The organism is Vibrio sp. Vb1026 (genome assembly GCF_033338745.1).
In the GTDB taxonomy this organism is placed as follows: domain Bacteria; phylum Pseudomonadota; class Gammaproteobacteria; order Enterobacterales; family Vibrionaceae; genus Vibrio; species Vibrio alginolyticus.
Genome location: NZ_JAWOTH010000001.1, coordinates 352,508 through 378,195, shown reverse-complemented (window position 1 = coordinate 378,195; position 25,688 = coordinate 352,508). Strand labels below are relative to the sequence as shown.

Below are 25,688 nucleotides of genomic sequence, written 5' to 3'. Positions count from 1 at the left end.
TAAAGCCATACTAATCTCACAAAATTAAGCAGTGACAGAGTGAAAACTATGATTACAAAAGATTTTTGGAATAGAAGCCTCTAATGATGTAATTGACATGATGCTCAAAATTGAACGTCAACGATTATTGAATCGGTGTAAGTACCTGCAGGAGGGGTCGTTTGGCTGGTTAGTATCTGCGCGCGATAATTATAATTCTGTGGAGTGACACCATCCGGAATGGAGCCGCCAGTATCGACGTCACCGTGTTCACGACGTTCAGAACTGGTGCCTCCCCAGCGCTCCATCGTTGATGACTTATAGATTTCATACTCCAAATAGTGACCACTAGAAATCATTCGCCGCTGACCGCCGGACGCATTTAGGCCGTCATTCAAGCCAATGGAGAAGGAACTATTCTTGGTACAAGTTAACGATATAACCTGACTGACTGGTTCAAAACCGGCCACTAATGGGGACGAACCAAAATCAATATCTGGCGCTGTGATCATACAATCAGGGGTCACTTCCAACTCAACCGTAATCACGCTTTGAGCGCTGCCATTGGCGCGGCCAATGCATACCCCTAGAACCCCGATACCCTTACAGTAATCCCAAATCCAGGATACGGTGATTTGGTCTTTATAAGTCCCAGCGGAAAGATTACTACCCACTCCCGTCCGAGCATAGAGCGGAAACTCGGCTTGAGTGCCAAACAACCCGAGTAAATCGAGTAACCCGATTTCAAAAAAATTGTAAGTTTGGCCGAATACATACTCTTGTGAAAGACCTGGATCGCCAAAAATCTGATAGCTGAGCTCCGAACTCGGATCATCCTCATTTAATAGCAAACCATTATTTATACTGTTAAACGTTGCTGATACGTAGTCGCCACTTAACAAAGACACAAGTGTAGAAAAGTCACACGTAATCCCCGCATGAGGCTGAGCTGAGCTTTGCTGCTGAGAGCTTGAAACAGTAAACGAAGAAACATTGCCAAACAAGATTAAAGGTGCTGCCGCCGTGAGCTGACAAGCCATTGTCGAGCACGAGAAAAAGAGAAGTAGGCTAGCAAACCAGCTGCGCAAAATCATAGTGCGGTCTCTTCTTCGGCTTTGATACAAACCTGCTCAGGCAATGTTTGTATTTTTTGACTCTCACGCTGATACAACCCCTCAATAAACACTGTACATGGCGGCTGTCCTTGAGGATAAAACTGAATGTAGCGGCCTGGGTCAACGCCTTCAAAGTAGGTAAAACCATCCCAACCAATTTGGCTTGTTAAGCCCGTTTCTGAGCGGCCATATGTACCAATCGGAAGGAACAAATGATTTTCGTCTACCACCGTCATGCTCAGTGCAACTTGTAGCTCTATTGGGAACTCTAACAGGTAGCCGTAGCCCGAATGTATCGAAGCAAACTGCTCTGTTGCAGAAAACGCAGCATTGGCAGGTAAATTAAGTGGATCGATTTCATATTTGGCGGTGTAATACGCCGTAGCCCAAGGAACAAGTAAGTAACCTTCATCGTCTGTCACTCCGACAATTTGATTTTCATATTTAACCGGAATACCTTCAAAACCACTGGTGCTCACCACCGCGAAGCTGTCATACACTTCATTCGCCGGGAATATTTCTCCATCCAACGTAGAGACCGAACCTGCCATTTCCGCAAAATAATCATAGTCGCCACTGGTGCCATTTAACCCCGCTCTGAACTGCGCCCATGACGCACGGTAGGTCAAATCGGCCTGTTTACGGTTTTCTGGGTGTTCGTTAATATCATGCGCTAAATTGACGCCCCACCCACCTCGTATTGGCGCAAGGCGGCTGTAACCCACTCGCCCTCTAACATCGCCATCGTCCTCTCTTTTCAGCGTTAGCCCCGAACTTCCCCCCAAAGAACTGAAAGGTAGAGAGAATTGAGCCAACGTAACACTCTGACCACCAATACTATGGTTGTAAGAAAGGGACATATTGATATTAAAAGGCAGAGCGTAGCTATAAGTAAGATTTAGGGTACGTGAATCTGAGTCGGATTGTTGAATATCAAAGTACCCACCAGAAAGTGAGCCCCAATCTCCCAAACGGACTCCCATATTGATTTGTGATAGATGGCGCGACGCGAGTGAAGCGTCCTTGCCTTCATCGAGCATTTCGTAATTTGGTAAATGAGATAAGGTATAAAAGTCGGCTTGTTCTACTTGAGTTCGAGCAGCGAAGCTAAACAGCCGAGACTGATAACTATAACCTAGCGCATATGAGGTAGATTGATCCTGAAAATTACTCACACGAAACGAGGCATCCACCGTACCCAAGTTGAAAGCATTGGCGACAAAGCCCAGCCCCGCAACGATCAGGTCATCTTTTGCTTCAGCTTGAGCTTCTAATGTTAACCAATCAGTCATGCCATGACGCAGAGCGGTAACCACGCCACCGTCTCCATAGTCGTTAGATGCATTACCGAAATTTTCTCTGATCGCACCAATACTCGCACTGTAAGATGTAAATCCGGTCTTGAGTAGATCGGAAGAGAGAAAAAATGGGCTGGTCATGACCGTTTGCTTACCTTGAGCATCCGTTGCAATTACCGTTGCTTCCCCAGCACCAGAGAGCATTGGAATATCGTTAATAATGAAAGGACCGGGCCCAACATTCATTGAGTCAGTTTTAAAGCCATTGATAAACAAATCTAACGTAGTGGGCGCTGTGACCTCACCGTAAAATGCAGGTAACGGCGTCGTCACGACATCCGGACGCATAGAGAAATCATGCGACAACTGAATACCCGCCAGTCTTACTGGTTGGCTCCAAGATAAAGGGCGAACAATATAGTCCCCTACCTCCATACGAATTCGCTTCTCTTGATTGACGTACTCGTAACTCGTATCAAAACGAGTGTACTGGCTGCTTTGCTGGGACTGAACATCGCGATGAAAGTTAGATTTAAATATCCCGGTAGTAGAAAAAACGCCAAACTCAGAAAAGGCTCTGACTTCATGATTTATAGAAACCTCCTTTTGTCGGCTTTCGTTCTCGTACACACCAAATACGTTGTAGTTAAGCAGGCCACCACGCCCAAACTGAGCCGGGGAAAATCGCCCCATATCCTGCGCTGATAAGCTCTGCATCGGTAACCAATTAGGCGGTACGTCAATTGCAAGTTGCAATGACGATTGCAAGTAACGCACGTTAACACCTGGGATAGACGTAACCTCAAGTCTCTCTTCGGTTCCAGGCAACGACGTGGCGGCAACCCCAACTGAAATGAGGTCCTCCCGGAGCAAAAAGAACTGATCGCCAACTCGCTCAACTTTCGCAACAAGCCCTGTTGCTCTTTGATTGATCACCAACTCCAGATTGAGGCTAATATTCTCAAACTTTTCTAATGAGAAATTTTCAGGACTCGGTAGCTCAGAGAAGTGGTTTGCTGAATTTGCACAAAGACCAATACTGCTCCACGTTACGCTAAGTAATACCAACCAAAAGAAAGCATTCATTGTATTAAATCTATTCATTATTGCTTCAATGGTATTTGGTAACGTTTACCTCCAATATTCGCGCTCAAACTCAAGGGTCTGACATTACTATGGGGAATAGACCAAACCTTATACTGTTCAGGAAGAATATAGCCAGCTAGTCCATCGGAAATAACGACAGGATCTTTATTTGGTAGATTCAACTGTAAATTCACTAAGCGAACATGGTGTTTTCCTGAATTTTTAATGTGAACAAAACGCTGATTATTTTTCTTAATAAACTGTGCCTGTAAATCACCCCATAATTCACTGTCACGGTTTGGTTTTTGAGTATCAGTCAGCCCTTTCCCGTAAATAAACAAAGGTATCGAGTAACGCATTCGGACTTTGACAGCGAGTTCATTTTCCGTCAATTCTGTTTGAGGGTTTTGAGTTGGCGGTAATTCATCTATGATCACTCGGTATGCATACTCCTTACCCGCAGAGGCCTCATCTTGGTTGATGATGCGGATTAACTGCTTTTCACCTGGTTCAATTTTGACAAACGGAGGAGTTGCAATTAACTGGCTTTGACTTGAATAACTATCTTCTCCTTCGTTTTGTTCCCACTTAAAAATTCTCACCTGTAAATAAGAATCAACACTGCCTTTATTTACCATCCAAAGTGATGTTGCATTACTCTCCTCTGATATTTTGGGGTAAATCGGCCAAATTAATAATGAGTTAGCGTTGGCATTTGAGAAAAAAACAAAAAGGAAGGTTATTAATAATAGTTTTTTGAGTATGAATTCCATTTCACCCCTCCAAAGTTCACTTACCACTCTAATGTCAGCGTAAGCGTATCCATATAAATTCCAGCCATTTCATTCCCATTTATTGTCGCCTTTGCCCAGATAGGAAACTGAATATTATCTGGGTCTTGGTCGGTATCGACGGAGTATTGCGTGTCAATATCAAGCACCTGCGTATAATTTAGATCTTGAAACAAAAAGTAATCTACCGTTGTCGCTTCTTCACTGTGCTTTAGCTTACGTACACCGTCCAATGCATTCATCCCGCCATTTACGGAAACATTCATCGTAATACCCGGAGTACAACTTAATGTGAGTGATGAACTGTAAGTGATGCTGCCTTGTACTTCCGTCGCGTAAACTGAAGAATGCTCACCAAAATCTAACGTGCCTATTTGCCCGGCTTGGGTTGCGCTTTCTTCTTGTACTGCGCCGTTAATCAAACAACCTGTATCTACGGTGGCAGACACCTGAAAAGTTTGTGTCGCATCAGCCAGCACAGTTAAAGAACACAAACTCATCGCGACAAGTGAAAAGCTCCTAACAACCAGCGTCACGTTTTACCAGCTTAGCGTCACACTGATGGTATCGGAGTATGTACCGGCAATGCTGCTCGTACCGTAAGCTTTCGCAAAAAGCTCAATAGTTTGCGATGTTGCACTAGTAAATTCAGACAGAGCTACCGTCCCGCCTTGTATAATTTGTGTGCTTCGGTCTGAGTCGGTAAACAACGTATAATCAATAAATTGCGCGCCATTTGACATCGCGTAGGTACCAACGGTCGCACTTGCATCATACAATCCGGTGCCCAATGTAAACGTCGGTGTCACACCGTTACTACAAAGCACTTCAATACCCGTCGCACTACCACCATTTACCACACCATCTTGTTCACTGAAGATTGCAGGCACGTCTCCAAAGGCGAGTGAGCCAAAGCCAACGCCAGAAGCTGCATCTACCGCATTATTTCCATTAATCACGCAACCTTGTACAAGGTTAATTGAAACATCAATCGTACCGCTCACTGACGCTCCACTCGCTTGCCAACTAAATGAGGTTAAGAGCAGAGGCATCATCAGATAAAATCTTTTCATATAAAGCTCCATTTTTACATTCCACTGTATATCGGTAACCTTTTTATTAGTTATAGCTCAATTATGACAAACCAAATGCATATAAAATGTAAAACAATAAAAAGAAGCAGGATAAGGATAAAGACGAACAGCAAATAAAAACATTAAACTTAAAAATGACGCTTTTTAAGCATATGATGCTAAAAAATAACCACTAAAAACAAATGGTTATTATCTTATTCCAAATACAGAATCGACAATGAGTTAGAAGGTAGGGTGAAGTTGAGTGGAAAAAATCTAAAAAAAGTAGCAGAACGATACGAGAAGTTTAGAAAAGATTGGCGACCATTTCTTCCCGAAACAAGAATCTTCATGAAACAAAAATGCGCCCCAAAAAGGAGCGCATTTCTTACTTGAATAAGTTATTCCCAATCAAGAATAACCTTGCCTGACATGCCAGAGCGCATGACGTCAAAGCCTTCTTGGAAATCATCAATCTTGTAGTGGTGCGTGATGATTGGCGATAGATCCAAACCAGATTGGATCAGTGAAGCCATCTTGTACCACGTTTCGAACATTTCACGGCCGTAAATGCCTTTGATCACCAAGCCTTTGAAGATAACTTGGTTCCAGTCGATACCCATGTCTGATGGCGGAATACCGAGTAGTGCAATGCGACCACCGTGGTTCATTGTGGTTAGCATTGAGTTGAATGCTGCTGGGTTACCAGACATTTCTAGACCAACGTCGAAGCCTTCTGTCATGCCTAGCTCAGCCATTACGTCTTCTAGCTTCTCTTCAGCCACGTTTACTGCGCGTGTTACACCCATCTTACGAGCAAGTTCTAGACGGTATTCGTTCACGTCTGTGATCACTACGTGGCGAGCACCAACGTGCTTTGCTACTGCCGCTGCCATGATACCGATTGGGCCAGCACCTGTGATAAGCACGTCTTCGCCTACTAGGTCGAAAGAAAGTGCTGTGTGTACTGCGTTACCAAACGGGTCAAAGATAGACGCTAGATCGTCAGAGATGCCTTCAGGGATCTTGAACGCGTTGAACGCTGGGATCACTAGGTATTCTGCGAATGCACCTTCGCGGTTAACGCCCACACCAATCGTGTTACGACATAGGTGAGTACGGCCGCCACGACAGTTACGACAATGACCACACGTGATGTGACCTTCGCCAGATACGCGGTCACCGATTTCAAAGCCACGAACTTCCTGACCAATCGCAACCACTTCACCCACGTATTCGTGACCGACAACCATAGGCACTGGAATTGTCTTTTGTGACCATTCGTCCCAATTGTAGATGTGTACGTCTGTACCACAGATAGCGGTTTTCTTAATTTTGATCAGAATGTCGTTATGGCCAACTTCAGGTTTATCAACCTCAGTCATCCAGATGCCTTCTTCAGGCTTTAGCTTTGATAATGCTTTAATTTTCATAATGTAACCTTAATTAAAGGCCCTATTGTCTAAGGCCTAGAATCTTAAATAAGACCCATGTCCTTACCAACTTGGATGAACGCGTCGATTGCACGGTCTAGTTGCTCGCGAGAGTGCGCCGCAGACATTTGAGTACGGATACGTGCTTGACCTTTTGGTACAACAGGGAATGAGAAGCCGATTACGTAGATGCCTTTCTCCAGCGCACGCTCTGCGAATTCTGCTGCTACTTTTGCGTCACCAAGCATGATCGGAATGATTGCGTGGTCAGCACCACCCATTGTGAAACCAGCCTCTTCCATACGAGTACGGAAGTGTGCTGCGTTTTCCCATAGACGATCACGTAGGTCACCGCTCTCTTCTAGTAGATCTAGAACGCGGATAGAAGCGCTTACGATTGCTGGTGCAACAGAGTTAGAGAATAGGTATGGACGAGAACGCTGACGTAGCCAGTCAATCACTTCCGCTTTACCAGATGTGTAACCGCCTGAAGCGCCGCCCATTGCTTTGCCTAGCGTACCAGTGATGATGTCGATACGGTCAACCACGTTGTGGTGCTCGTGTGTACCTGCACCAGTTTTACCCATGAAGCCAACAGCGTGCGAGTCATCAACCATCGTCAATGCGCCGTACTTCTCTGCAAGGTCACAGATAGCAGGAAGGTTTGCTACTACGCCGTCCATTGAGAACACGCCGTCCGTTACGATAAGAATGTGGCGAGCGCCCGCTTCTTTTGCAGCAATCAGTTGTTGCTCTAGCTCTTCCATGTTGTTGTTTGAGTAGCGGAAACGCATCGCTTTACATAGACGAACACCGTCGATGATTGACGCGTGGTTTAAAGCGTCAGAGATGATTGCGTCTTCTTTGCCTAGAATAGTTTCAAATAGGCCCGCGTTTGCGTCGAAACATGATGTGTAAAGAATCGTATCTTCTTTACCTAGGAACTTAGAAAGCTTCTGCTCAAGCTCTTTGTGGATGTCTTGCGTACCACAGATAAAACGTACTGAAGCCATACCAAAGCCGTGCTCGTCCATGCCTGCTTTACCCGCTTCGATAAGTGCCGGGTGGTTAGCAAGACCAAGGTAGTTGTTCGCACAGAAGTTTAGTACTTCTTCACCAGTAGAGATTTTAACAGCCGCTTGCTGTTGAGACGTAATGACACGCTCTGATTTGTAAAGGCCTTCCGCCTTTACTTCTTCGATTTGCTGCTGAATCTGTTGGTAGAATGCAGAAGACATTTGAAATTCCTTCCTAGTTATTTTGGCGAGTATTTACTCGTTTAGAATTAGGTTGAGCCTTTATGTGACGGGCGTCACGGGCTATCTCTCATCAATTAATTGTAGTGTAATTCAAGGAAGGAGGAAGGATTATACCTTAAGGTGGAAAAGCATTAATGAATCCTAGGCACAAATTCGATTAATGCTTTTCTATGAGGTTGTTATAAAAGGAATTATAGCCAGGTAGGCTTAGCCAAAAGTGCTTCAAAGTCCTTAGCAGGTAATGGTCGGCTATAGTGGAAACCTTGTCCGAACTCACAGTTTAGGTTTTTCAGGTAATCCACATGACGCTGTTCTTCGATGCCTTCTGCGACGATCTTAAGATCCAGCGCTTTCGCCATTGCTATGATTACGTTCACAAGCTCGCGATCGGAGTCGTTCTCGAACATATTTTGCATAAAGCTACGATCAATCTTTAAGCGGTCGAACGGAAACTTCTGCAAGTAACTCAGCGCAGAATAACCAGTACCAAAATCATCAATAGTAAGTTTGGTGCCTAACGCTCGTAAGTTATTAAGCATGTCTAATAGCTCAGAATCGTGATTGAAGAGGAGACTTTCTGTCACTTCAATATCGAACTTATCTGACGGAAGACCAGACTCCTCAAGGCTGTGTTTAATAAACGTAAGTAAGCGCTCGCAGTACCTAAATTGAACACTAGAAAAGTTTACAGAAACAAACAACGGAGTCAGACTTTGCCATTGTGCCGCTTGTCGACACGCTTGTTGAATAGCAAACTCACCAATTTGATGAATTAAACCATTTTTCTCTGCAATAGAGATAAACTCTTCAGGGTTTACAAATCCGTACTTGTCATCATTCCAACGCATTAGCGCTTCTGCACCTACGATTTTACCACTACTCAGCTCAATAATTGGCTGATAATACAGCTCTAACAACTGATTGGAGATCGCACTTCTCAGACGATTTTCCAGATCCAAATAGCGTTGCAAATCTTGGTTCATATTATGGTTATAAAAACAAAAGCCATCACGCCCATCTTGTTTCGCCCGATACATTGCCATATCTGCACATGCAAGAAGCTGCTCAGCGTTGTCTCCGTCATCCGGGAACACAGACATTCCGACGCTGCTACTCAAGAAGAATTCATGGTTGTTCCAAACAAACGGATCGTTAAACGCCGAAAGTACACTTGAAGCAACTCGCTTTGCAGTATCATTATCAGGCAAGTCTGGGATGACGAGTAAAAACTCATCCCCACCAATTCTCGCCAATAAGTCTGTTTTTCTTGCGACTTGATACAGTCGCTGAGCACTGAGTTTAAGGATTTCATCCCCAACAAAGTGTCCCATTGAATCGTTAATCTGCTTAAAGTGGTCTAAGTCGATGAACATCACCAAAACTTTAGACCCACTACGCGATGCCCTAATTAACTCCAAAGCCAATCGCTCGGAACCATAACTACGATTAGGTAAATTGGTTAATGTGTCATATTTAGCTTGGAAGGCGAGTTCTTTTTCAGACGCTTTTCGACGTTCAATTTCGTTCGTTAATTTTTTATTCTGTTTAGAAAGAATATCTTTACGCTTTTTTTCTTCCTCAAGCTTAATTTTCAATTCAATCCTATTATTGTTCGTGATGAATGCATAACATAAAGCAATGACGATCATAACGGCGAGAATACTCAAACCAATAATAAAGAGCCGTGATGTAAATATATCTCGTTCACTCAAAGGCTCGAACCACGCCATCAATTTGAAGTGATGTTTATCCACAGGCACTTCAAAGTAAATTTTTCCGTCTATAGCCTCAGAAACGAAATAGTTCTCATCCTTATTGTGAGAAGGTGTTTTATTTATGGTATCCCATACAACCATTTCCACGTCTTTTATTTTTAGCACCATTCGGCTATAACTATCTTCGTGTTCTTGGTTAGTAAGTTGGTCAATAACAATATTCTTATTAAGATCGGCAATTAAAAAGGCAACAGGCTTTCCGGAGAACTTAACTTGCTTAATGACTTGAATGCGAACGTCATTATTGTATCGCGTCGCACAAACCTCTTCGGGATGCCCGTGTTGAGTCATTAAGGTTTGTATGTCCATCTTATGCTCGGCAAGGTTTTCGGAGCCTGTGGTGACAATGGTGACTCCATCACTGCCGACCAGCGTGAGCTTTTTATAGATTTGGCTGCTATTAATTAGCTTACTGTCTATCTTCTCATCGAAGCGACGCTTTAAATTAATTAAACTGGCACCTAACCCATACTCCATTGACATTCCAGAAGCTAAATTACCAAAGAATGTTTGTATTGTTTTATCTGTAGCTAGATTATCAACATCTTCACTCGCTATGGTAAATAAATTATCGAGTGTGCTTGCATAACTTTTAACTTTTAAATCTAGTTCTCTGTATTGAGATTCTTTTAATTTATTTTGACCTACGCTAGTCACAGTAATAAGCATAGCTAGGTAAATTGAAACTAATATTGCGCTTATTGTAATAAATCTTTTACTGGAAAATTTTTTAACGGCCTTATTCATCGGACTTTCTTTTTATCTTCTATAAAGTAATCGTTATAAAAGTAGTAAATAGATGGATAGTATTTTTTTACTAATTTTTCGTATGAACCGTCTTTTTTTATCGAGTCTAAATAACGATCAAATGCTTTGCGTAATTCAGGGGAATTTTTACGGAATGCAACAGCCATTTTTTGATTTTCAGATATAGGGCCAATGACTTTTATTTCGCCCGGCCATTTTTCGAGGGCAATTAGCGTATCCGCAACATCTAATAATGTGCTTTCCGCATCATTTTTCATTATCGCTGGAACCATCTCATTAAGGAGACGCGCCCCATCAGGTAATATAACTTTTGCACCTGTGTCATATAAGTCATAAAGGTTAGGATCCAAGCAAGAATGTTCTAAAGCTAACACTTCGCGACCATCGATCAGCTGCTTGACGTTTTTAACATCTTCATCGACCGACCCACTTGGTTTAATCGGGCTCAGACTAGAGTCGGATCTGGAAACCAACCATACACCTGAAGGAAAATAATCTTGTGAAAAATCGACAACCTCAGAGCGCCAATCAAGAATAGTAACGCCATTTGCGATCAAGTCGCCTTCAATTGGAACACTTTCTCCGACAACAGCCTGCTTGTTGTGATATTGCACATTTTGCCCTGTCAACTTACCAACCACGTCGCTCCACTGTGCTGGAACATACTGGTACTGAACACCTAACGACTTGGCAAAACCTTTTATTATCTCTACATCCAAGCCAGTCAAAGTTTCCACTTCACCTTGTTCAATATAGGAGACAAAGTTAGCGTACGGGACACCAATGTGACGCAGTACACCGCGTTCACGGATTTGTTGTAAATCGTCTGACCAAGCGGCAGACGACGCAACAGAGGTAACCATGAGCGCCACCGTCGCTAAAGTTCTTTTGAATGTTATGACTGACATAATAATATCCTTACCTTTCACAAAGCGCCCAATAATGGGCGCTTGAGTGATAAACAACGATGTTAGAACGACGAGTAATACAAATTCGTCATCGCCACTACGAGCCCTTCCACATCTTGTTCGTCATGGAACAAATGCGTAGAGATACGCAGCGCGTAAGTATCAAAGTCATCATCCTTATGCAGCTTAAAGCTAGTCGTACGGATGATGTAACCATACTCTTCACGTAAACGATCTCGGAATTCCGTCAGTATCTCTTCATTAGTTACATCGGAGAACGGGTTAACCGTCGTTAAGCCACTGGTTAAGCCTTCCACGTTTGGTGAATACATTTTGGCTTGTGGTAAGTACTCTTGAAGCAAGGTTTTACATAAACTACCAAGGCTTACAACTCGCTCTTCGATACGGTCTCGACCAATCTCATCCCACATTTTGCAACTATCAACTAGTGCTTGTTTCGCAGGATAGTTATCGTTACCAATGTATTGCATTTGCAGCTGTTTACCTAGGTAATCAGCATGAGAAAGTGAGGAGTTGATCAACCATAACGGGTTCTCTCGGTCACTCCAATACTCATTCAAACGGTTACCGTTATCACGAACATACAGAATACCTGTCGCGCCCGGACCACACTGCCACTTATGACCAGATCCTGCATAGAAATCACAATCCATATCGTGGAAATCAAGGTCAAACATACCGACCGTATGCGCGCCATCAACAAGAGTAGGTACACCATACTCTTTTGCTAAAGCACAAATGGCTTTTGCTGGTAGCGCGGTTCCTGTTTTGTATGTGATATGAGAGAAAACAATTAGGCGAACGTTTTGATTCGCATCAAGCGCGTCTCGGAACGCTTGAATGTAATCTTGCTCAGAAACGTTTTCGGTACCAGTAAATACTGGTAGTTGAATTTCTACCACATCCACACCAAAACGATGTTTCGCTACGTTCATAGGTGATGTTGCAGCAATATGTTCATGGTGTGTCGTTAGAATCACATCACCTGGTTCAAAGTGTAAGCCATTAATGATCGAGCATAAGCCATCAGTAGTGTTGCGGCTGAGAATGATCTCTTCTGGGTTAGCACCAAAACCTGGTGCGACGTCTTTAACCATCTCAGAAACATACGGCCAAGAGCCAAATTTGCCTTTCATATCCCAAGGATATTTAGCCACTAGCTTGTTGTTATGCTCGTAATCTTCAAGAACATGTTTTGGCATTGAACCTGTTGTACCAATGTTCATGTAAGTGGTTCGTTTGTCCAAAACGAACTGTCTTCGCACTTTACGCCAGAAGCGCTTATCATGTTTTCTACCTAGCCCGCGGCTGCTCCAATCAATTTTCTGTTCTCGTGCTTGAGCTACGCCTGAGAAAGCGGAAGCACTCACACCAGCAACAACAGCTCCTGTTGCGCCTTTCAGAAAATTACGGCGGCTGCTATTAGTCTGAATAGATTCCTTGTCTTTCATCTTTTTCAATCCTTGTCGGAAATTAGCCATATTATTAATTTTAAGTGCGTAACTATCTGTTACTAAAACATTATTACCCATTACAATCAGAGTTTAATTTTTTCCTCTGCCATTAAGTGACTTTAGTTCCAATTTTTTATCTTATTTGATGATATAAGCAACAGTTTGACCACAAATCTATAAACAACAATGTTCACATTAATATATTCGTTAATTTGATTATTCTTTATTGCGGACAATTCCACCAAATTCTTTATAAAACAATTATGAGCTTTGTTATAAAGTCATTAAAAATTTAACTTTGCGTTAATTTAAAAATATTCAGGCTATTTTAAGATTGGCGTCTATTCTTTTTATATCTTAACGATCTCAACATGTTAAGACTAAATAAAAGAAAGCTGATTTCGGATCGAGATATCAGTTTAAGACCATAAAGTGATACACATCACTCTATGACATAAACTCACCGCTCAACAGACATAAGTAAAACAGGTTTTCACTAATATGTGCTTGAGCGTACACCCTAAAAGAAGGAGGTCCCATGTTAAAAGGATTGCTATGCATTTCAGTTGCATCCGCTCTTGTCGCCGCCCCTAACGCGCTAGCAAAAACGGTAGAAATGACTGCTCTCAACACCAATGAGAGCGCTGGTACCATTGAGATTTCACAAAGTGATTATGGCGTTGTTTTTACGCCTCAATTATCAGGTTTGTCAGCAGGTGTGCACGGTTTCCATGTTCACACTAATCCATCTTGCGATAGCATAGAAAAGGATGACAAAACCGTATTAGGCGGCGCAGCAGGTGGCCATTATGATCCTAACAACACAGGGAAGCATGGCTATCCTTGGACCGATGACAATCATTTAGGCGACTTGCCTCCACTCTATGTGGACATGGACGGCAATGCCAATCAGCCAGTTGTCGCGCCTCGCCTAAAATTATCGGATTTAAAAGGTCGAGCGTTAATGATCCATGCAGGTGGTGACAATCACTCCGATCACCCAAGTAAGCTAGGTGGTGGCGGCGCTCGCGTCGTATGTGGTGTTATTGAATAAACATTAACTTATGTCTCACACTTCTCTTTAGATTGCGAGAAGTGTGAACTTCTGTTGATATTGAGAGGATGTTGCATTGGTCTCAAGGTAGCTGTGGTGAAGCATTAAGATCGATTGGACAATCTTCGTCCCGATCCCCAAAGAACCGCCCTCCGCTTCTTCCTCGATGTGATTGACGAAGGTAAAGTGGATGCGCGACTTATCCTCACTCAAATGCGCTTGGCAATGCACTTCCGAGCCGATTGGGCTGTGGCGCAATGCATTTTCAAGCAGGTTCAACACCAACCGCTCTAAGAGTCCTTTATCACCCACGGTTTGGATTTCGTTATCGATATCCACTTTCAACACCACTTCTTTACGAGAAAACTGGCTCTGCATCGTTTCGGCACATTCTGCCATCAACGCGCCAAGATCTACGGGGCGGTACTCGTAATTTGGCATTGGAGCTTCTTTGCGCGCGGCGTCTAACAAAGAATGCAATTGAGTTGAGAGCTTCTCACAATTTCGGAAAGCGACGTCAATCAAAGGATCAGATTCCGGATGTTGCAAACGCCACGTTTCCAAATAGCCAAGCACGCTCGATAACGGCGTTTTTAAATCATGGCTAAGCTGCAACAAGCTTTGACGACGATGAGACGATTGATACTCCAACTGTAAAAACTGCTGCTGAATGTGCTTCGCCATCATCTGATAAGAGTGCGCAATCGGCACGAGCTCCGGTACTTGGTGAGTAAAATCAGGTTGCAGGCGGAAATCATGTTCAGCTTGTTGTTGAAGTTGCTTGGTCACACGTTCAATCGGATTCAATAGGCTACGTTTGACCAGCACATAAGCCCCAAGAGCAAAGCCTAAAATGGACACTAAGACCAATCCTGCTAGCGCGATGTAAGGGGTATCAACTTGAGCATTGGCAATGGCGTCATGTCGGGTACTGCCAATCACCACGTAGAGATAACCGACCGTAGAGCCTAATTCCTCTATCGCCGCGACAGAAAAGACTTTGTGCTCACCACGATTACGTGGGTCTTCACCCAAAATAGGAAAAGGTTGGTCATTTAAGAATTGCTTAATGGGATTGAGATCCACCTTCCCCATGATCTCCGCCCCTTCCGGCGCTGCATGAGTGGTGATGTTACCTTGGCTATCGAGGAAGTAGATTTCAAAATCAGGGCCGATCAGCATGAGCGTATGAAAGATCGACTTAAGCGCTTTAGGGTTGTAATCCGTACCAATCATCAGTGGATTATCATCACGCATGTGGCTAGCTAGCTCTTTATGCAGGCTTTGCTTAGTGCGTAACTCAATGGTTTCTTTTTGCCAATTGTAAGTCAGTGCAATCACCACCGCCGCGAGGCAGAACCACAAGCTAGTAAATACTACCAAGCGAGATTTGAAGCTCATCCTATCGCCTCCTTAAACAGCGGTGTTTTTGCAACACCCGTGATGATTGAAAAATGACGGTGAAAACAACTGCCGACTTACTGTCTGGCTTGATGTTTTGACTTACTTTCTTGCATTAGTGTCTTGGCTGAAACTTATATCCAACACCCCAAACAGTTTGAATGAAGTGATGATCAGAATCAGACAACGACAACTTGCTGCGTAAACGGTTAATGGTGCTACACACAGTGTGGTGATAACCAGAATGACTGGTGTTCCAAACGTGATCGAGCAATTCATCTTTACTGTAGACTCTGCCCGGACGAGTCGCGAGAAACTGCAGCAAAGTAAACTCTGTCGCGGTAAGAGTGACGTCTTTGTCGTTTAGGGATACTTGGTGCAACTCCGGAATGATTCTCAGCGGACCAAAATCCATCGCATCGTCGAGGACTTCATTTACCACCTTTGCTTCTGCGGTTTGGCTGACTCTGCGTAGCACGTTTCGCACTCGTGCTTGGAATTCTAATACGCTAAATGGCTTAGTGATGTAGTCATCAACGCCCGCTTCTAAACCGTCAACCTTGTCCATTTCACCGTCTCTGGCTGTCAGCATGAGCACTGGGCTCCAATCTTGTTGCTGACGCAAATAATGGCAAATGTCTAGACCATCACCATCTGGTAAACCTCGGTCAAGGATCAATAAATCAAAGGGTTGTTGCTGATATTGCGCTTTAGCATCGGCGACATTTGTGGCTCGCGATACTTGGTGTCCTTGAAACTTGAGATGCATCTGAACCAGTTCTGCCAAATCATCGTCATCTTCCACCAACAAGATGTTCGCGACTAAATTGATTGCCTGTTGTTCCATGGTCCTTTCCTTGCCTTCGAGTATCCTCACTTTGCACATGACCGGAACAAATTAGAAATTCTTTCAAAAAAGGTTCCGATGACGCCATGAGGGATAAAGCGCTCGGCTAAAAGCGCTTTGGAAAGGAGACGTCATCGGAGCCTGTGTTACTCGACTCGAGTGATGGTGACTTTCGCACCTGGGTTCAAGAAACGATGGTTCGCAGAAAGCGCTGAGTTTGCTAATCCATCATCTTGGCTAACTACCCCTGCATGGAATGCAACAACGTCATTACTGTCATTACGAGCGGCATTGAAGCCCTCACCGCCACCTGCTGGGCCCGGAATGGTTGCGGCAAGCTCATCGTTTAGCTCTGTACCGGAATCCCAAACGTTCATGCTCATTTCATAGCTTTCACCCACTGCGAGCGATTTGAGCGATAGCCCCGTTTCGCCAACAAAGGCATCGTTGGTATTCACAAACATAGACGCCACAGACAAGTAACCGTAACGACTAGGGTCAACCGTGATGGTGACTTCGTCCGATGCCCCCGGCAACACCAATCCATTACCCGAAATACCTTCGTAAACACTGTCATTGCTGTTCATCAACTCAATCAGTTCGGCGTTACTACCGCCCTCGGCAAGATGCTCAAGTTCAACAGATGCAGCTTGGCCAATTTCAAACAGTTGGTAGTCACCATTGTGAGTGAGTACCGCAAGCGGAGACATAGGTTGATTCGCAGTCAAGTTCGCAACGTTGACGGTGTAGCGGTACGATTTCACTACATCGTTATCATCATCGCTTGGACAACCGGCGAGCAAGCCGACTGAAGCTGCTACTAGTAAGATTCTGTATTTCATACATCCCCCTTACTTCACAACGATTGTGATGGTTGCGACTGGGTTTAACCAACGATGGCTGCTGCTGTCTAGGTCACTGATGCCACCAGTTGGGTCGCTATCACCAAGGTTACCCGGATGCACGTGAACTTTGTCGTTAGTTACCGTTGCTTCAACGCCTGTGCCGCCAGTACCAAAGGTAATGAAAGGTGGGTTTGGCATGCTAGACGCAAGCTCATCGTTCGCTTCTGTACCGGCATCGTAACTTCTTAGCGTTGCTCGGTATGTACCCGCTTCCGTTGGAATCTTCCAGCTATCCAGACCGACAAAACCGTCATTAGTTGGCAGCAACATCGCGCTCAGAGAAAGATAACCGTGGTCGCCACTGTCCAAAGTGAAGGTGGTTGCAACACCCGGATTCAAAATGCCACCAGCAGGGTTCTCAACTACCGCACCACCAGCGTTACCAATCACACTAGCAAGACCAGAGATATCACCGCCTTCTGCCATGGCTTCTAGTTCTGGCGTTGCTGCTTGACCCGTTCTAAACATTTGAAGGTCAGAGCCATGTGCAGCAACAATAAGTGGCGTAAAGTAGATGCCTTTGGTTGCGTTTGTCACGGTGATTTCCAATTCCGCCGCATTCACTGATGCAGAGCCTAGTGCCATAGCGACTGAAGTCATGACGAGTCCGAGTTGGGTACGTTTTTTCATTGTGATTCCATCCTTTAATGAGGGTTGAACTACCCAAGCCCATCTGTACGGCTTTACTTCTTTGTTCGTGACTTGAGTAGGTTAAGCATTACGTTTCGAACGTTTTGCGTTCTTGCCTCTAAGAATGACGAGCAAATCTATCAGCAACTTCATCGAATTCTCATAAAATTCTCACAAGTTCTGTTCGAATTCTGTCAGCAGCACTTTTTTATTTATACTCAAGTAACCTCGAGATGCTTGGTTCAGCGAGGATGACTTGGTTTGAAGGCGAGGCAACAATTTGAAAATCTAGTGGTTCTAAATCGAAAATTGTTAACGAAGCATGCGAACCAAGGCAACTCGCCCTTCGGGAGCGTGCCACTGAAGCAATTTCTTCGTCAAACAACTTGGAAAGAGCTAGCTATTCCGCTTCGTTGTTTTCCTTGCTTGCTTTCGATAAATAGGGAATCAGTGACAACGCTCTGAACCATGTATCTTGAAGTCACTTGAGTATATTCAGGTATTTACACGTCGCGCTTTCCCCTCCTACAATGCGGTATTCCCTGCTTAAATCACGATTCTCACCATGATTCATAACGTTCTGTCTGCCTACTATGGCGAAATCTACGGCATCGCTTTTTTCAACCACTACTTGAGCCATTACACCCAAAGTGAACAACAAACGCTGTGGAAAACCTTGATTGAAGTGGAAGAACTCACCGCAGAAAAGCTCAAACCGGTACTGCTGACAAATGGCATGGATATCGAAAGTCGACACCAAGAGATGCTAGATAAAGGCTTGGCAGACGCAACCAAGTGGATTGGTTTACCATGGCAAGAGTTGGTAGCGACTCTTTTGAAGTGGGTAGAACCTTATGAGGTTAAGTATCGAGAGTGGCATGAAGAAGTGAAAGCTTCACAGCAATATTCAATCGCTGAGCGAGAAGCTATCGAGTTAATTGCAGACCACGAAACGGCCATTTATCACTGTTGGCAGCAATACCATACTGGTGAATCTGGCTTGCCTGCACTCAATGCATTTTTGGCAAAATATCGTTAAAGCGAGACGGTGACACTTGAACCTCGTGAAACCGTACCAGACAATGTCGTTATTCCGCTGCGCAGAACTGAACAATTATGGTTAATCCAAAACTCATTGCCCTACTTCCTGATCTTGCTTCGTTTATCTTGGTGGTAAACGAAGGCAGTTTTACCGCTGCAGCCAAACAACTCGGCGTGACGCCATCGGCTTTAAGTAAGTTGATCACACGATTAGAGCAAGCCCTCTCGGTCAAATTGTTTGAGCGCACGACTCGTAAGTTGATCATCACTCAAGCAGGGCAAAAGGTTTACGACCAAAGCATCGCAATGGTGAATGCCGCACAGCAAGCCGTTGAGCTATCTGCGGAAGATCATGCCGAGCCAACAGGCGCACTCACAGTAGCTGCCCCTGAAGCATTTCTTAATTCGGTGCTTCAACCGTTTGTGTTGCCATTCCTAGAACGTTATCCAAATATTCAGCTTAAGCTGCGTGCAGCAGATGGTGAGATCGATCTGTTCCGCCAAGGAATTGATGTCGCATTTAAGCTCACCGACAAACCCGATGAGAATCTGGTCCTCAAAGAGATCAGCAAGACCAACCTTGTTTTGTGTGCCTCTCCAGATTACCTAGCCAAACACGGTATGCCTGAGCACCCAACCGAGCTTGAGCAACACGACTGCATTTATCTTGCCGAGAACGACAAAGACAACATCTGGTCATTCTTTAAAGAAGAAGCGTTCCACTCCATTGCCGTGAGTGGACGCTACGCCGTCAACCATTCTCAAATGCGCTTGAACGGGGTTAAGTCTGGCTTGGGAATTGGGATCTTCCATGACTTCGTGATCAAAGACGCTTTAGAGCAAGGAGAAGTGGTGGAGGTTCTGCCGGATTGGATGATCAAGAGTAACTATCATGGCGCTATCGCGATGCAGTATGCGCAAACCAAATACATGCCCGCTCGTCTGCGTGTGTTTATCGACTTCGTTAAGGAGCATTTAGTCTCCGAGGATACTAACCATGCTTGAAGAGGCTAACCATGTTTAATGCCATTCATCACGTCGCGATCATTTGCAGCGATTACCCAAAGTCAAAACGCTTTTACACTGAAGTGTTAGGACTGAAAGTCATTGCCGAAAACTATCGTGAAGCCAGAGACTCCTACAAGCTTGACCTCGCTTTACCTGACGGCAGTCAAGTTGAACTGTTTAGCTTTCCGGGCGCCCCTGAGAGACCGAGCTTTCCCGAAGCGCAAGGCCTGCGACATCTCGCTTTTTTGGTTGATGATGTTGAGCAAGTCAAAGCCTACCTAGAATCGAATGACGTTGAAGTTGAGCCAATTCGTATTGACGAATTTACAGGCAAAGCCTTTACCTTCTTCCAAGACCCAGATGGCTTGCCACTGGAGATTTACCAGAAATAAAAAGAGCCAGCACTTCGACTTCGCAGGCTCTTTTATTATTCCATTCTTTGTCTGTTACTAATTCAACGCCGTTTTCAGTTTCTCAACGCGGTTGAACAACAGCCAATCCAGTGCGAGAACCTTAACAATTGCCAAACCGCCCATCGGAAACGCCAGACACAATATCACCAACGTTACTAAGCCAAGCTTCCAAATACCGTCTTGCTGAAACTTAGGTGGCGCGCCCAATGTGGCACTGCGACTTGGTCTACGAATCCACCACATCACCACACCTGTGATTGAGATTAAGATGAACGCCAAACAGAACACTACGTTGAGCACTTTGTTCAATATACTCACATCACCTTGATGCAATGACACACCTGCCGCCATGAACTTGGCAAATACGCTGTAATCTTGCCACGTTACATCCACCAACAAGCGACCGGAATATTGGTCAAAGTGGCTGGTGCGATCTTGTCTTGGGTCGGAGATATCGCCACCCATGGAGTTAGCTGCAACGGTGTAAACGCCCTTCTCAGAGCGTGGCAAAAACAGCTTATAACCAGTGAAGCCCATCATTTCAGCCTTGAGGATGATATCATCAATGAAGAGCGCATCATGGCTGCCTGCGTATGCCATATCTTCCTTCATATTGGCATGATCATGAGCGGGTTTGTCTTTCGATTCAGGCACAGCAGCAAGCTCTAAGTTCCATGGCATCTCTTCTGAAGCGCCATGGTTGAGATCTTTGTGTGTCAGTGTGGATTCCGGTTTCTCACCCCATGTGTAATAGGTTGGGAAGGTATTCCAAGCTTGCACCATTTTCGCCCCCCAGATCCCTGCCCACGACAAACCTGAAATCAAAAAGAACAACAGAACAATCGACAGCACACCACCTAAATTCGCATGCAGGTCACGCATCAAAATCCGAGGACCGTTGTTAAGGCGAATTTTCAAAAAGCCGGCGCGACTGGCGTTGTCTCTAGGTAACCAAAGGTACAAACCAGATACCAACAGCAAAATCCCCAGACTTGCGGCGATTTCAATTAAACGGTCGCCTAGGTCGCCAATGAGCAGCGTACCGTGAATACTATTCATCAGTTCATAGATGCTATCACCACGATTAATGGTGCCTTGTACGTCTCCTGTGTAAGGATTTACTGCAACAATCAGCGAGCTGCCTTCTTGGTTTTGAATCGAGAATCGGTTGGCGATATCGGCCGTTTTAGCAGGTATAAATTGAGTGACATTAAAATCGGGATACGCCTGCTTTACGGTTTCCAATTGTGCAGAGACAGGAATCATGTGCTCTTGTGGTGAAACTTGTAATGTCGCTTCGTATCGAGCCAGTTCGATTTCATCATCAAACAACATCACCAACCCCGTGAGGGAAAGCATGAGCATAAATGGAATGACGAACAAACCTGCGTAAAAGTGCCATCGCCACGTCATAAAGTAGATGGATTTTGCGCGTGAGGCTTCCTTGAGTTGAGGCTTTGCCGAGTTTCTCAACATGTGTATTTTCCTTTTTTCATTGTTGAACACCCAAATTCAGTCAAACGCATCCTGCACATACACATTTGTATGCGGCGCTAATTGACTTAGATTTGGGAGTACCACTGCTCGAAGTGGCAGTGTTGCTGACTATATACCCAAGTGACTTCAAGATGCTGGATTCAGAGCGTTGTCATTGATTCGAGTGCAAAGAAAACAACGCTGTGTAATAGACCACTCTTTCCAAGTTGTTTGAAGCAGCAATCGGAGCAATAACACGCTCCCGAAGGGCGAGTTGCCTTGGCTTGTATACTTTGTTGTCGATATCTTGATTTAGACCCACTAGACCTTTAAATCGCCGCCGCGTCTACAAACCAAGTCATTCTCGCTGAACCAAGCATCTCGAGGTTACTTGGGTATCGTGTAATTGTTTTTGTTATGAGAAAAGGGAAACTGGCGGCGCTCGAGGAACTGGTGTTTCAAATCGCACACTTAGAGCCAAATAAGCGTAGCTGTCAGAAGTCACCAAGCTCTGTCTTGAAAGTATCGGTGTCGTTGGAAGTGTATCGTGATGAAAAGTCGAGAAGTGGCTAAACGGACAAGGCTTGCCTTTGTGGCTGACCGAATTGTCGCCCTCTTCTATTTGGACCAACTCAAATCCGTTAAGCGTACATAGCGTCGCCCACACGCCCATGCTGTTACCATGAGCATTGATAACAGGCATCAGTGTCACTAGCACCCAACTGAGAGCACTAGCAAATAACATCGAGCGGTAAAAAGGAATTAATCTACGCATAACGGTGACTTAACAAATTTCACACAGCGTAACCAATTTTGAGTGATAGCTCAAAAACAGGATCAATAAGTGCTTGCTACCTCACAGGTTTTCTTGAATGCATCGATTGACAGTCGCAAAAAAGCCCGCCGAAATGGCAGGCTGATAATGTGTTCATTCATTACTTAGAGATAACGCGTAATCCACTGCCACGAGCAAATGCTCCGCTCAGTAGATAATTAGCCAAACAACTTGCTCCAAATGCTTGGATTGCGCTTGTCGTGGTACTCTTCACGAAGACTATCGATTTCACGCAGTTGAGCTTTTGCTTCTTGTAGCTTGCCCGCATCAAGATCCGCTTCAATCTTATCTAGCGTTACCGTCAGCTTGTTAAAGCCTTCTAAGTAAGTATCAAACTTCTCTGGTGGGTAATTACCACGCTTAGATTGTTCAACAATCGCTTGCAAGCTATCAATCGCAGATTTCATGGTTTCAACATCAGACGCTTCCGCCGCCTGTTTGAATTCCATCTTCATCTGTTTCATGTTTTGTTTTAAATCAACCGCTTCTGCCATTGCGTATGTTGAGCCAAACGCAATCGCACACCCTAGGACTAAAGGACGTAACATTTTTCACTTCTCCATTTATAGTGCCGAATTCTGTGTCGGCTTTATTCACCCAAATAACCTACGCCATAAGAGGCGAAAAACTAGCTTAGTTGAGTATTTCCGGGTCGCAGTGTAAAGCAATCTGGCGTCGGGTGCATACCTTAAATGTAATCAAGTTTATGCGTTGAGAATGCTGTCATATTCTGCAATTGGTTTACGGCCTCTCAAAGCTAAGAAAGACAAAAACTGCTGAGCGGTGTGAGTAATCACTTTCTTGCTATCAATACCCACTTTGTCCATTAACTCTCCAACCAAATCCAGATTACCAACATCGTGACAGAAGTGCGCATCACTGCCCGTGGTGAAGAAAACACCGAGATCTTTCCCGATTTGTGCAATCTCGTGGCAACGGTCTACGCTGCCTACTCGGCTGTTGCCTTTCAGCGTGGTGTTATTAATTTCAATCGCGACATTGTGCTCTTTCGCGCACGCTAAAACGGTCTGAAAATCAAAGTCGAAATTTGGATTACCAAGATGACCGAGCGCATCAATACGACCACTCTGAATGACATTAACAAGTGCTTCCGTGTGAGTTTGCTTGTTTGCAGGACGAAAAACGGGTTCATGAAAACTCGCGATCACCCAATCTAAGTTGCGGTCCACACTCAGTGGAATATCAATGTCGCCTTCGGTATTCATAATGTTAGATTCAACGCCACGAATAATCGCAACGCCTTCAAGAAAGCGAGGCAGAATTTTCTGGTTCGAGAAGAACCAGTAATGAGGCGCACCCGGCATTGATTCTGCGTGATCGGTCGTGCAGAACATATCCAGCCCGTTCTCTTTTGCCAACTTTGCATTTTCAATCAAGGTACTGTACGCGTGACCACTGGCGTACGTATGTGTATGGGTATCAACTTTAAATTCCATCATCCACTCTCTTAGGTGCGCTATCTTGCGTGCTATTGTATACCTTCAGGCAACGCATCGTCAGCCCAAGATAAGCAAGAACCCTAAGCTTGCTCTTCACTAATGGCTTTTATCAAGGGTAAGGCTTTTTCCCATCCGTGATTAAACATGGAAACAAAGTCATTGTGAGTATGAATGGTAACATTGAGTAGTAAACGATCGTTGTTGGTATCGATCTGGTAGATCTCTCGCGATCCGATCCACCTAGATGCTAGGTCAGCATCGAGTTGTTGACGATTATCCGGATTAAAAATGGCAACATGATGAAATTCAAGTTTTTGAAGGGGTAGCACCGTATCTATGATCGCCCTTGTCCCGCCCATATCTGGATCAAAAAAAGTGATGCCACCTCCTTCTTCCCAAGCTCCTTCAAATTGAGACTGCGGTGAAAAGGCTTGCGCCCAACGTTTATACAACTCAACATCGGTTAGCACTTCCCATACTCGTTGCGGTGTCGCCGAAATTTCGACGTAATAATTTAGCGTAAGCATGATTTCTCTCCCTGAACCTTTCTTGACGCTAGCCCATACTCAGGAAAAATCAAACCACACGACCAATTTATCTACCTGCCCCCTTCATTTTCCGACAGACTAAGAAGTTCTCGCTTGTAAACCGCCACTGCGATGCGCCTTAAAGCGAACCCAACATGTGTTCAGTATGATTGCGAGCACTATTAAACTCATCCCAACAATTTGACTTTGACTCATTCGGTCTTCAAAAAACAGGCTCTGCCAAACCGCAGTGAACAATAAGTTAGTAAAAATGAGTGGTGCAAGTTGAGAGCCACTGCTTGCCAGTTTATATGCTTTGGAGCGAAAAACTTGGGTGTTAATGATCATCAGAGACATCATACCGATCCACAGCGTATTTGAAGAAATCTCAGGCGCCATAACACTCATATTAAGTAACACGTCGAAGTCGTTAAACAAAGTTAGCGGCAACAGAAATACGGCAGCAAAACCAAACGCCCAAAAGTTGATTTCTAGCGGCGACATATTTGTTTTACTCACTTTATATAACGTAAGCTGAGAACCAGAATTGAAGAGTCCACCAGCCAAGCCGAGCAATAAATCCGCTCGCCATGTGATCTCACTTCCGCCGCCCGCCAACATAACCACACCAGTGAACGCCATTGCTAAAGCCGCCAATGTTGAAACACGAATGCGCCCCCTCATGAACAGCTTTTCAACCAAGGGAATAAATAATGGGCCAGTAGCAAACAAAACGACCCCCTCAACGAGCGTTAACGTTTGTAATGACGCGATAAAGCAAAGTTGTGACAAACCGATACAAAGAGCACGCAATAAAATAGGCTTTAGCGTGCCCGCTTTAGGAAAGGTAAGGTTTTTCACACGAAGTAAGATAAGCAAGATAAGCGCAGGCACCAAAAAACGTAAGAAGCTAAATAGTGTGACGGAAAGTTCGCCTGACAACTGCTTTGCTAACAGTCCAGTAACAGATAAGCTTAACGTAGACATTAACATGAAAAGGATAGATTTATTTACAGCATTCATTCAATACTCCTTAATATATGGAGCATTTTAAAAGACATCACTTATAGTAAATAGCGAGTAATATTAACCATTGATGTAAGAAAAACTTACAGTTTAACTTATCTATCA

24 protein-coding genes are annotated in these 25,688 nt (G+C 44.4%); 4 read left to right on the top strand and 20 right to left on the bottom strand.

The window, feature by feature from the left end; translation table 11 throughout:
• Window positions 1-104: 104 nt before the first annotated feature.
• The 10 genes from R7E47_RS01735 to R7E47_RS01690 all read right to left on the bottom strand — a co-directional run bounded on the left by R7E47_RS01735 (window position 105) and on the right by R7E47_RS01690 (window position 12,957).
• Window positions 105-1,073, bottom strand: a complete 969-nt coding sequence (locus tag R7E47_RS01735) for a spore coat U domain-containing protein (protein ID WP_205391362.1) — start codon at window positions 1,071-1,073, stop codon at window positions 105-107.
• Window positions 1,070-3,496, bottom strand: coding sequence for a fimbria/pilus outer membrane usher protein (locus tag R7E47_RS01730; RefSeq protein WP_411913448.1), 2,427 nt, complete (start codon window positions 3,494-3,496; stop codon window positions 1,070-1,072). The genes R7E47_RS01735 and R7E47_RS01730 overlap by 4 nt, the downstream gene beginning before the upstream one ends.
• A complete protein-coding gene (locus R7E47_RS01725) occupies window positions 3,496-4,251 on the bottom strand; it encodes a molecular chaperone (RefSeq protein WP_025768578.1) in 756 nt (251 codons plus the stop codon). Before R7E47_RS01725 ends, R7E47_RS01730 begins: the two co-directional genes overlap by 1 nt.
• A gap of 20 nt (window positions 4,252-4,271) precedes the next feature.
• Window positions 4,272-4,769: a spore coat U domain-containing protein gene (locus R7E47_RS01720; RefSeq protein ID WP_017635493.1), complete on the bottom strand. Its 498-nt coding sequence runs from the start codon at window positions 4,767-4,769 to the stop codon at window positions 4,272-4,274.
• 39 nt (window positions 4,770-4,808) lie between these two features.
• Complete coding sequence (locus tag R7E47_RS01715; protein ID WP_005375099.1) at window positions 4,809-5,354, bottom strand: spore coat U domain-containing protein; 546 nt, start codon at window positions 5,352-5,354, stop codon at window positions 4,809-4,811.
• Window positions 5,355-5,743: 389 nt separating this feature from the next.
• Entirely contained in the window at window positions 5,744-6,775 is a 1,032-nt protein-coding gene (tdh, locus tag R7E47_RS01710; protein WP_005383983.1) for an L-threonine 3-dehydrogenase, read from the bottom strand.
• Window positions 6,776-6,819: 44 nt separating this feature from the next.
• On the bottom strand, window positions 6,820-8,013 hold the full coding sequence (locus tag R7E47_RS01705; RefSeq protein WP_205391361.1) for a glycine C-acetyltransferase: 1,194 nt from the start codon (window positions 8,011-8,013) through the stop codon (window positions 6,820-6,822).
• A 212-nt stretch (window positions 8,014-8,225) separates the two neighbouring features.
• The gene (locus tag R7E47_RS01700) at window positions 8,226-10,556 is read right to left on the bottom strand and encodes a putative bifunctional diguanylate cyclase/phosphodiesterase (RefSeq protein WP_318083632.1); all 2,331 of its coding nucleotides are present in this window, start codon (window positions 10,554-10,556) and stop codon (window positions 8,226-8,228) included.
• Window positions 10,553-11,485, bottom strand: a complete 933-nt coding sequence (locus tag R7E47_RS01695) for a transporter substrate-binding domain-containing protein (protein ID WP_005375093.1) — start codon at window positions 11,483-11,485, stop codon at window positions 10,553-10,555. Before R7E47_RS01695 ends, R7E47_RS01700 begins: the two co-directional genes overlap by 4 nt.
• 62 nt (window positions 11,486-11,547) lie before the next feature.
• The gene (locus R7E47_RS01690; RefSeq protein ID WP_005375092.1) at window positions 11,548-12,957 is read right to left on the bottom strand and encodes an aminotransferase class V-fold PLP-dependent enzyme; all 1,410 of its coding nucleotides are present in this window, start codon (window positions 12,955-12,957) and stop codon (window positions 11,548-11,550) included.
• Between the two features lie 541 nt (window positions 12,958-13,498).
• On the opposite strand from R7E47_RS01690, the gene R7E47_RS01685 reads away from it, so the two are divergent.
• Window positions 13,499-14,014, top strand: coding sequence for a superoxide dismutase family protein (locus tag R7E47_RS01685; RefSeq protein ID WP_005375091.1), 516 nt, complete (start codon window positions 13,499-13,501; stop codon window positions 14,012-14,014).
• A gap of 27 nt (window positions 14,015-14,041) precedes the next feature.
• On the opposite strand, the gene R7E47_RS01680 is transcribed toward R7E47_RS01685, so the two are convergent.
• The 4 genes from R7E47_RS01680 to R7E47_RS01665 all read right to left on the bottom strand — a co-directional run bounded on the left by R7E47_RS01680 (window position 14,042) and on the right by R7E47_RS01665 (window position 17,797).
• A complete protein-coding gene (locus tag R7E47_RS01680) occupies window positions 14,042-15,415 on the bottom strand; it encodes a sensor histidine kinase (protein ID WP_085569382.1) in 1,374 nt (457 codons plus the stop codon).
• Between the two features lie 115 nt (window positions 15,416-15,530).
• Window positions 15,531-16,262 (bottom strand): response regulator transcription factor, encoded by a 732-nt coding sequence (locus R7E47_RS01675; RefSeq protein ID WP_215810085.1) that lies wholly within the window; start codon window positions 16,260-16,262, stop codon window positions 15,531-15,533.
• Window positions 16,263-16,408: 146 nt separating this feature from the next.
• Window positions 16,409-17,104: a spondin domain-containing protein gene (locus R7E47_RS01670; protein WP_215810084.1), complete on the bottom strand. Its 696-nt coding sequence runs from the start codon at window positions 17,102-17,104 to the stop codon at window positions 16,409-16,411.
• A gap of 9 nt (window positions 17,105-17,113) precedes the next feature.
• Window positions 17,114-17,797 carry a spondin domain-containing protein gene (locus R7E47_RS01665; RefSeq protein ID WP_005384002.1) on the bottom strand — a complete coding sequence of 228 codons (684 nt, stop codon included), beginning with the start codon at window positions 17,795-17,797 and terminating at the stop codon, window positions 17,114-17,116.
• A 565-nt stretch (window positions 17,798-18,362) separates the two neighbouring features.
• Between R7E47_RS01665 and R7E47_RS01660 the strand changes: the two genes are divergently transcribed.
• The 3 genes from R7E47_RS01660 to R7E47_RS01650 all read left to right on the top strand — a co-directional run bounded on the left by R7E47_RS01660 (window position 18,363) and on the right by R7E47_RS01650 (window position 20,238).
• Window positions 18,363-18,836 (top strand): hypothetical protein, encoded by a 474-nt coding sequence (locus tag R7E47_RS01660; RefSeq protein ID WP_064369621.1) that lies wholly within the window; start codon window positions 18,363-18,365, stop codon window positions 18,834-18,836.
• A 77-nt stretch (window positions 18,837-18,913) separates the two neighbouring features.
• A complete protein-coding gene (locus R7E47_RS01655) occupies window positions 18,914-19,843 on the top strand; it encodes a LysR family transcriptional regulator (protein WP_033906703.1) in 930 nt (309 codons plus the stop codon).
• 11 nt (window positions 19,844-19,854) lie between these two features.
• Window positions 19,855-20,238, top strand: a complete 384-nt coding sequence (locus R7E47_RS01650; RefSeq protein WP_053303870.1) for a VOC family protein — start codon at window positions 19,855-19,857, stop codon at window positions 20,236-20,238.
• A gap of 57 nt (window positions 20,239-20,295) precedes the next feature.
• Here R7E47_RS01650 and R7E47_RS01645 read toward each other — a convergent pair whose 3' ends face one another.
• From R7E47_RS01645 to R7E47_RS01620, 6 genes are all read right to left on the bottom strand, one after another.
• On the bottom strand, window positions 20,296-21,735 hold the full coding sequence (locus tag R7E47_RS01645; RefSeq protein WP_318083631.1) for a PepSY domain-containing protein: 1,440 nt from the start codon (window positions 21,733-21,735) through the stop codon (window positions 20,296-20,298).
• 415 nt (window positions 21,736-22,150) lie between these two features.
• A complete protein-coding gene (locus R7E47_RS01640; RefSeq protein WP_080276971.1) occupies window positions 22,151-22,510 on the bottom strand; it encodes a hypothetical protein in 360 nt (119 codons plus the stop codon).
• A 218-nt stretch (window positions 22,511-22,728) separates the two neighbouring features.
• On the bottom strand, window positions 22,729-23,118 hold the full coding sequence (locus R7E47_RS01635; RefSeq protein ID WP_021035869.1) for a cytochrome b562: 390 nt from the start codon (window positions 23,116-23,118) through the stop codon (window positions 22,729-22,731).
• Between the two features lie 156 nt (window positions 23,119-23,274).
• Window positions 23,275-24,027: a phosphatase gene (locus tag R7E47_RS01630; RefSeq protein WP_005375066.1), complete on the bottom strand. Its 753-nt coding sequence runs from the start codon at window positions 24,025-24,027 to the stop codon at window positions 23,275-23,277.
• Between the two features lie 83 nt (window positions 24,028-24,110).
• A complete protein-coding gene (locus R7E47_RS01625; protein WP_005375065.1) occupies window positions 24,111-24,557 on the bottom strand; it encodes an SRPBCC family protein in 447 nt (148 codons plus the stop codon).
• Window positions 24,558-24,656: 99 nt separating this feature from the next.
• Window positions 24,657-25,580, bottom strand: coding sequence for a DMT family transporter (locus R7E47_RS01620; RefSeq protein ID WP_033906700.1), 924 nt, complete (start codon window positions 25,578-25,580; stop codon window positions 24,657-24,659).
• Window positions 25,581-25,688: the final 108 nt, after the last annotated feature.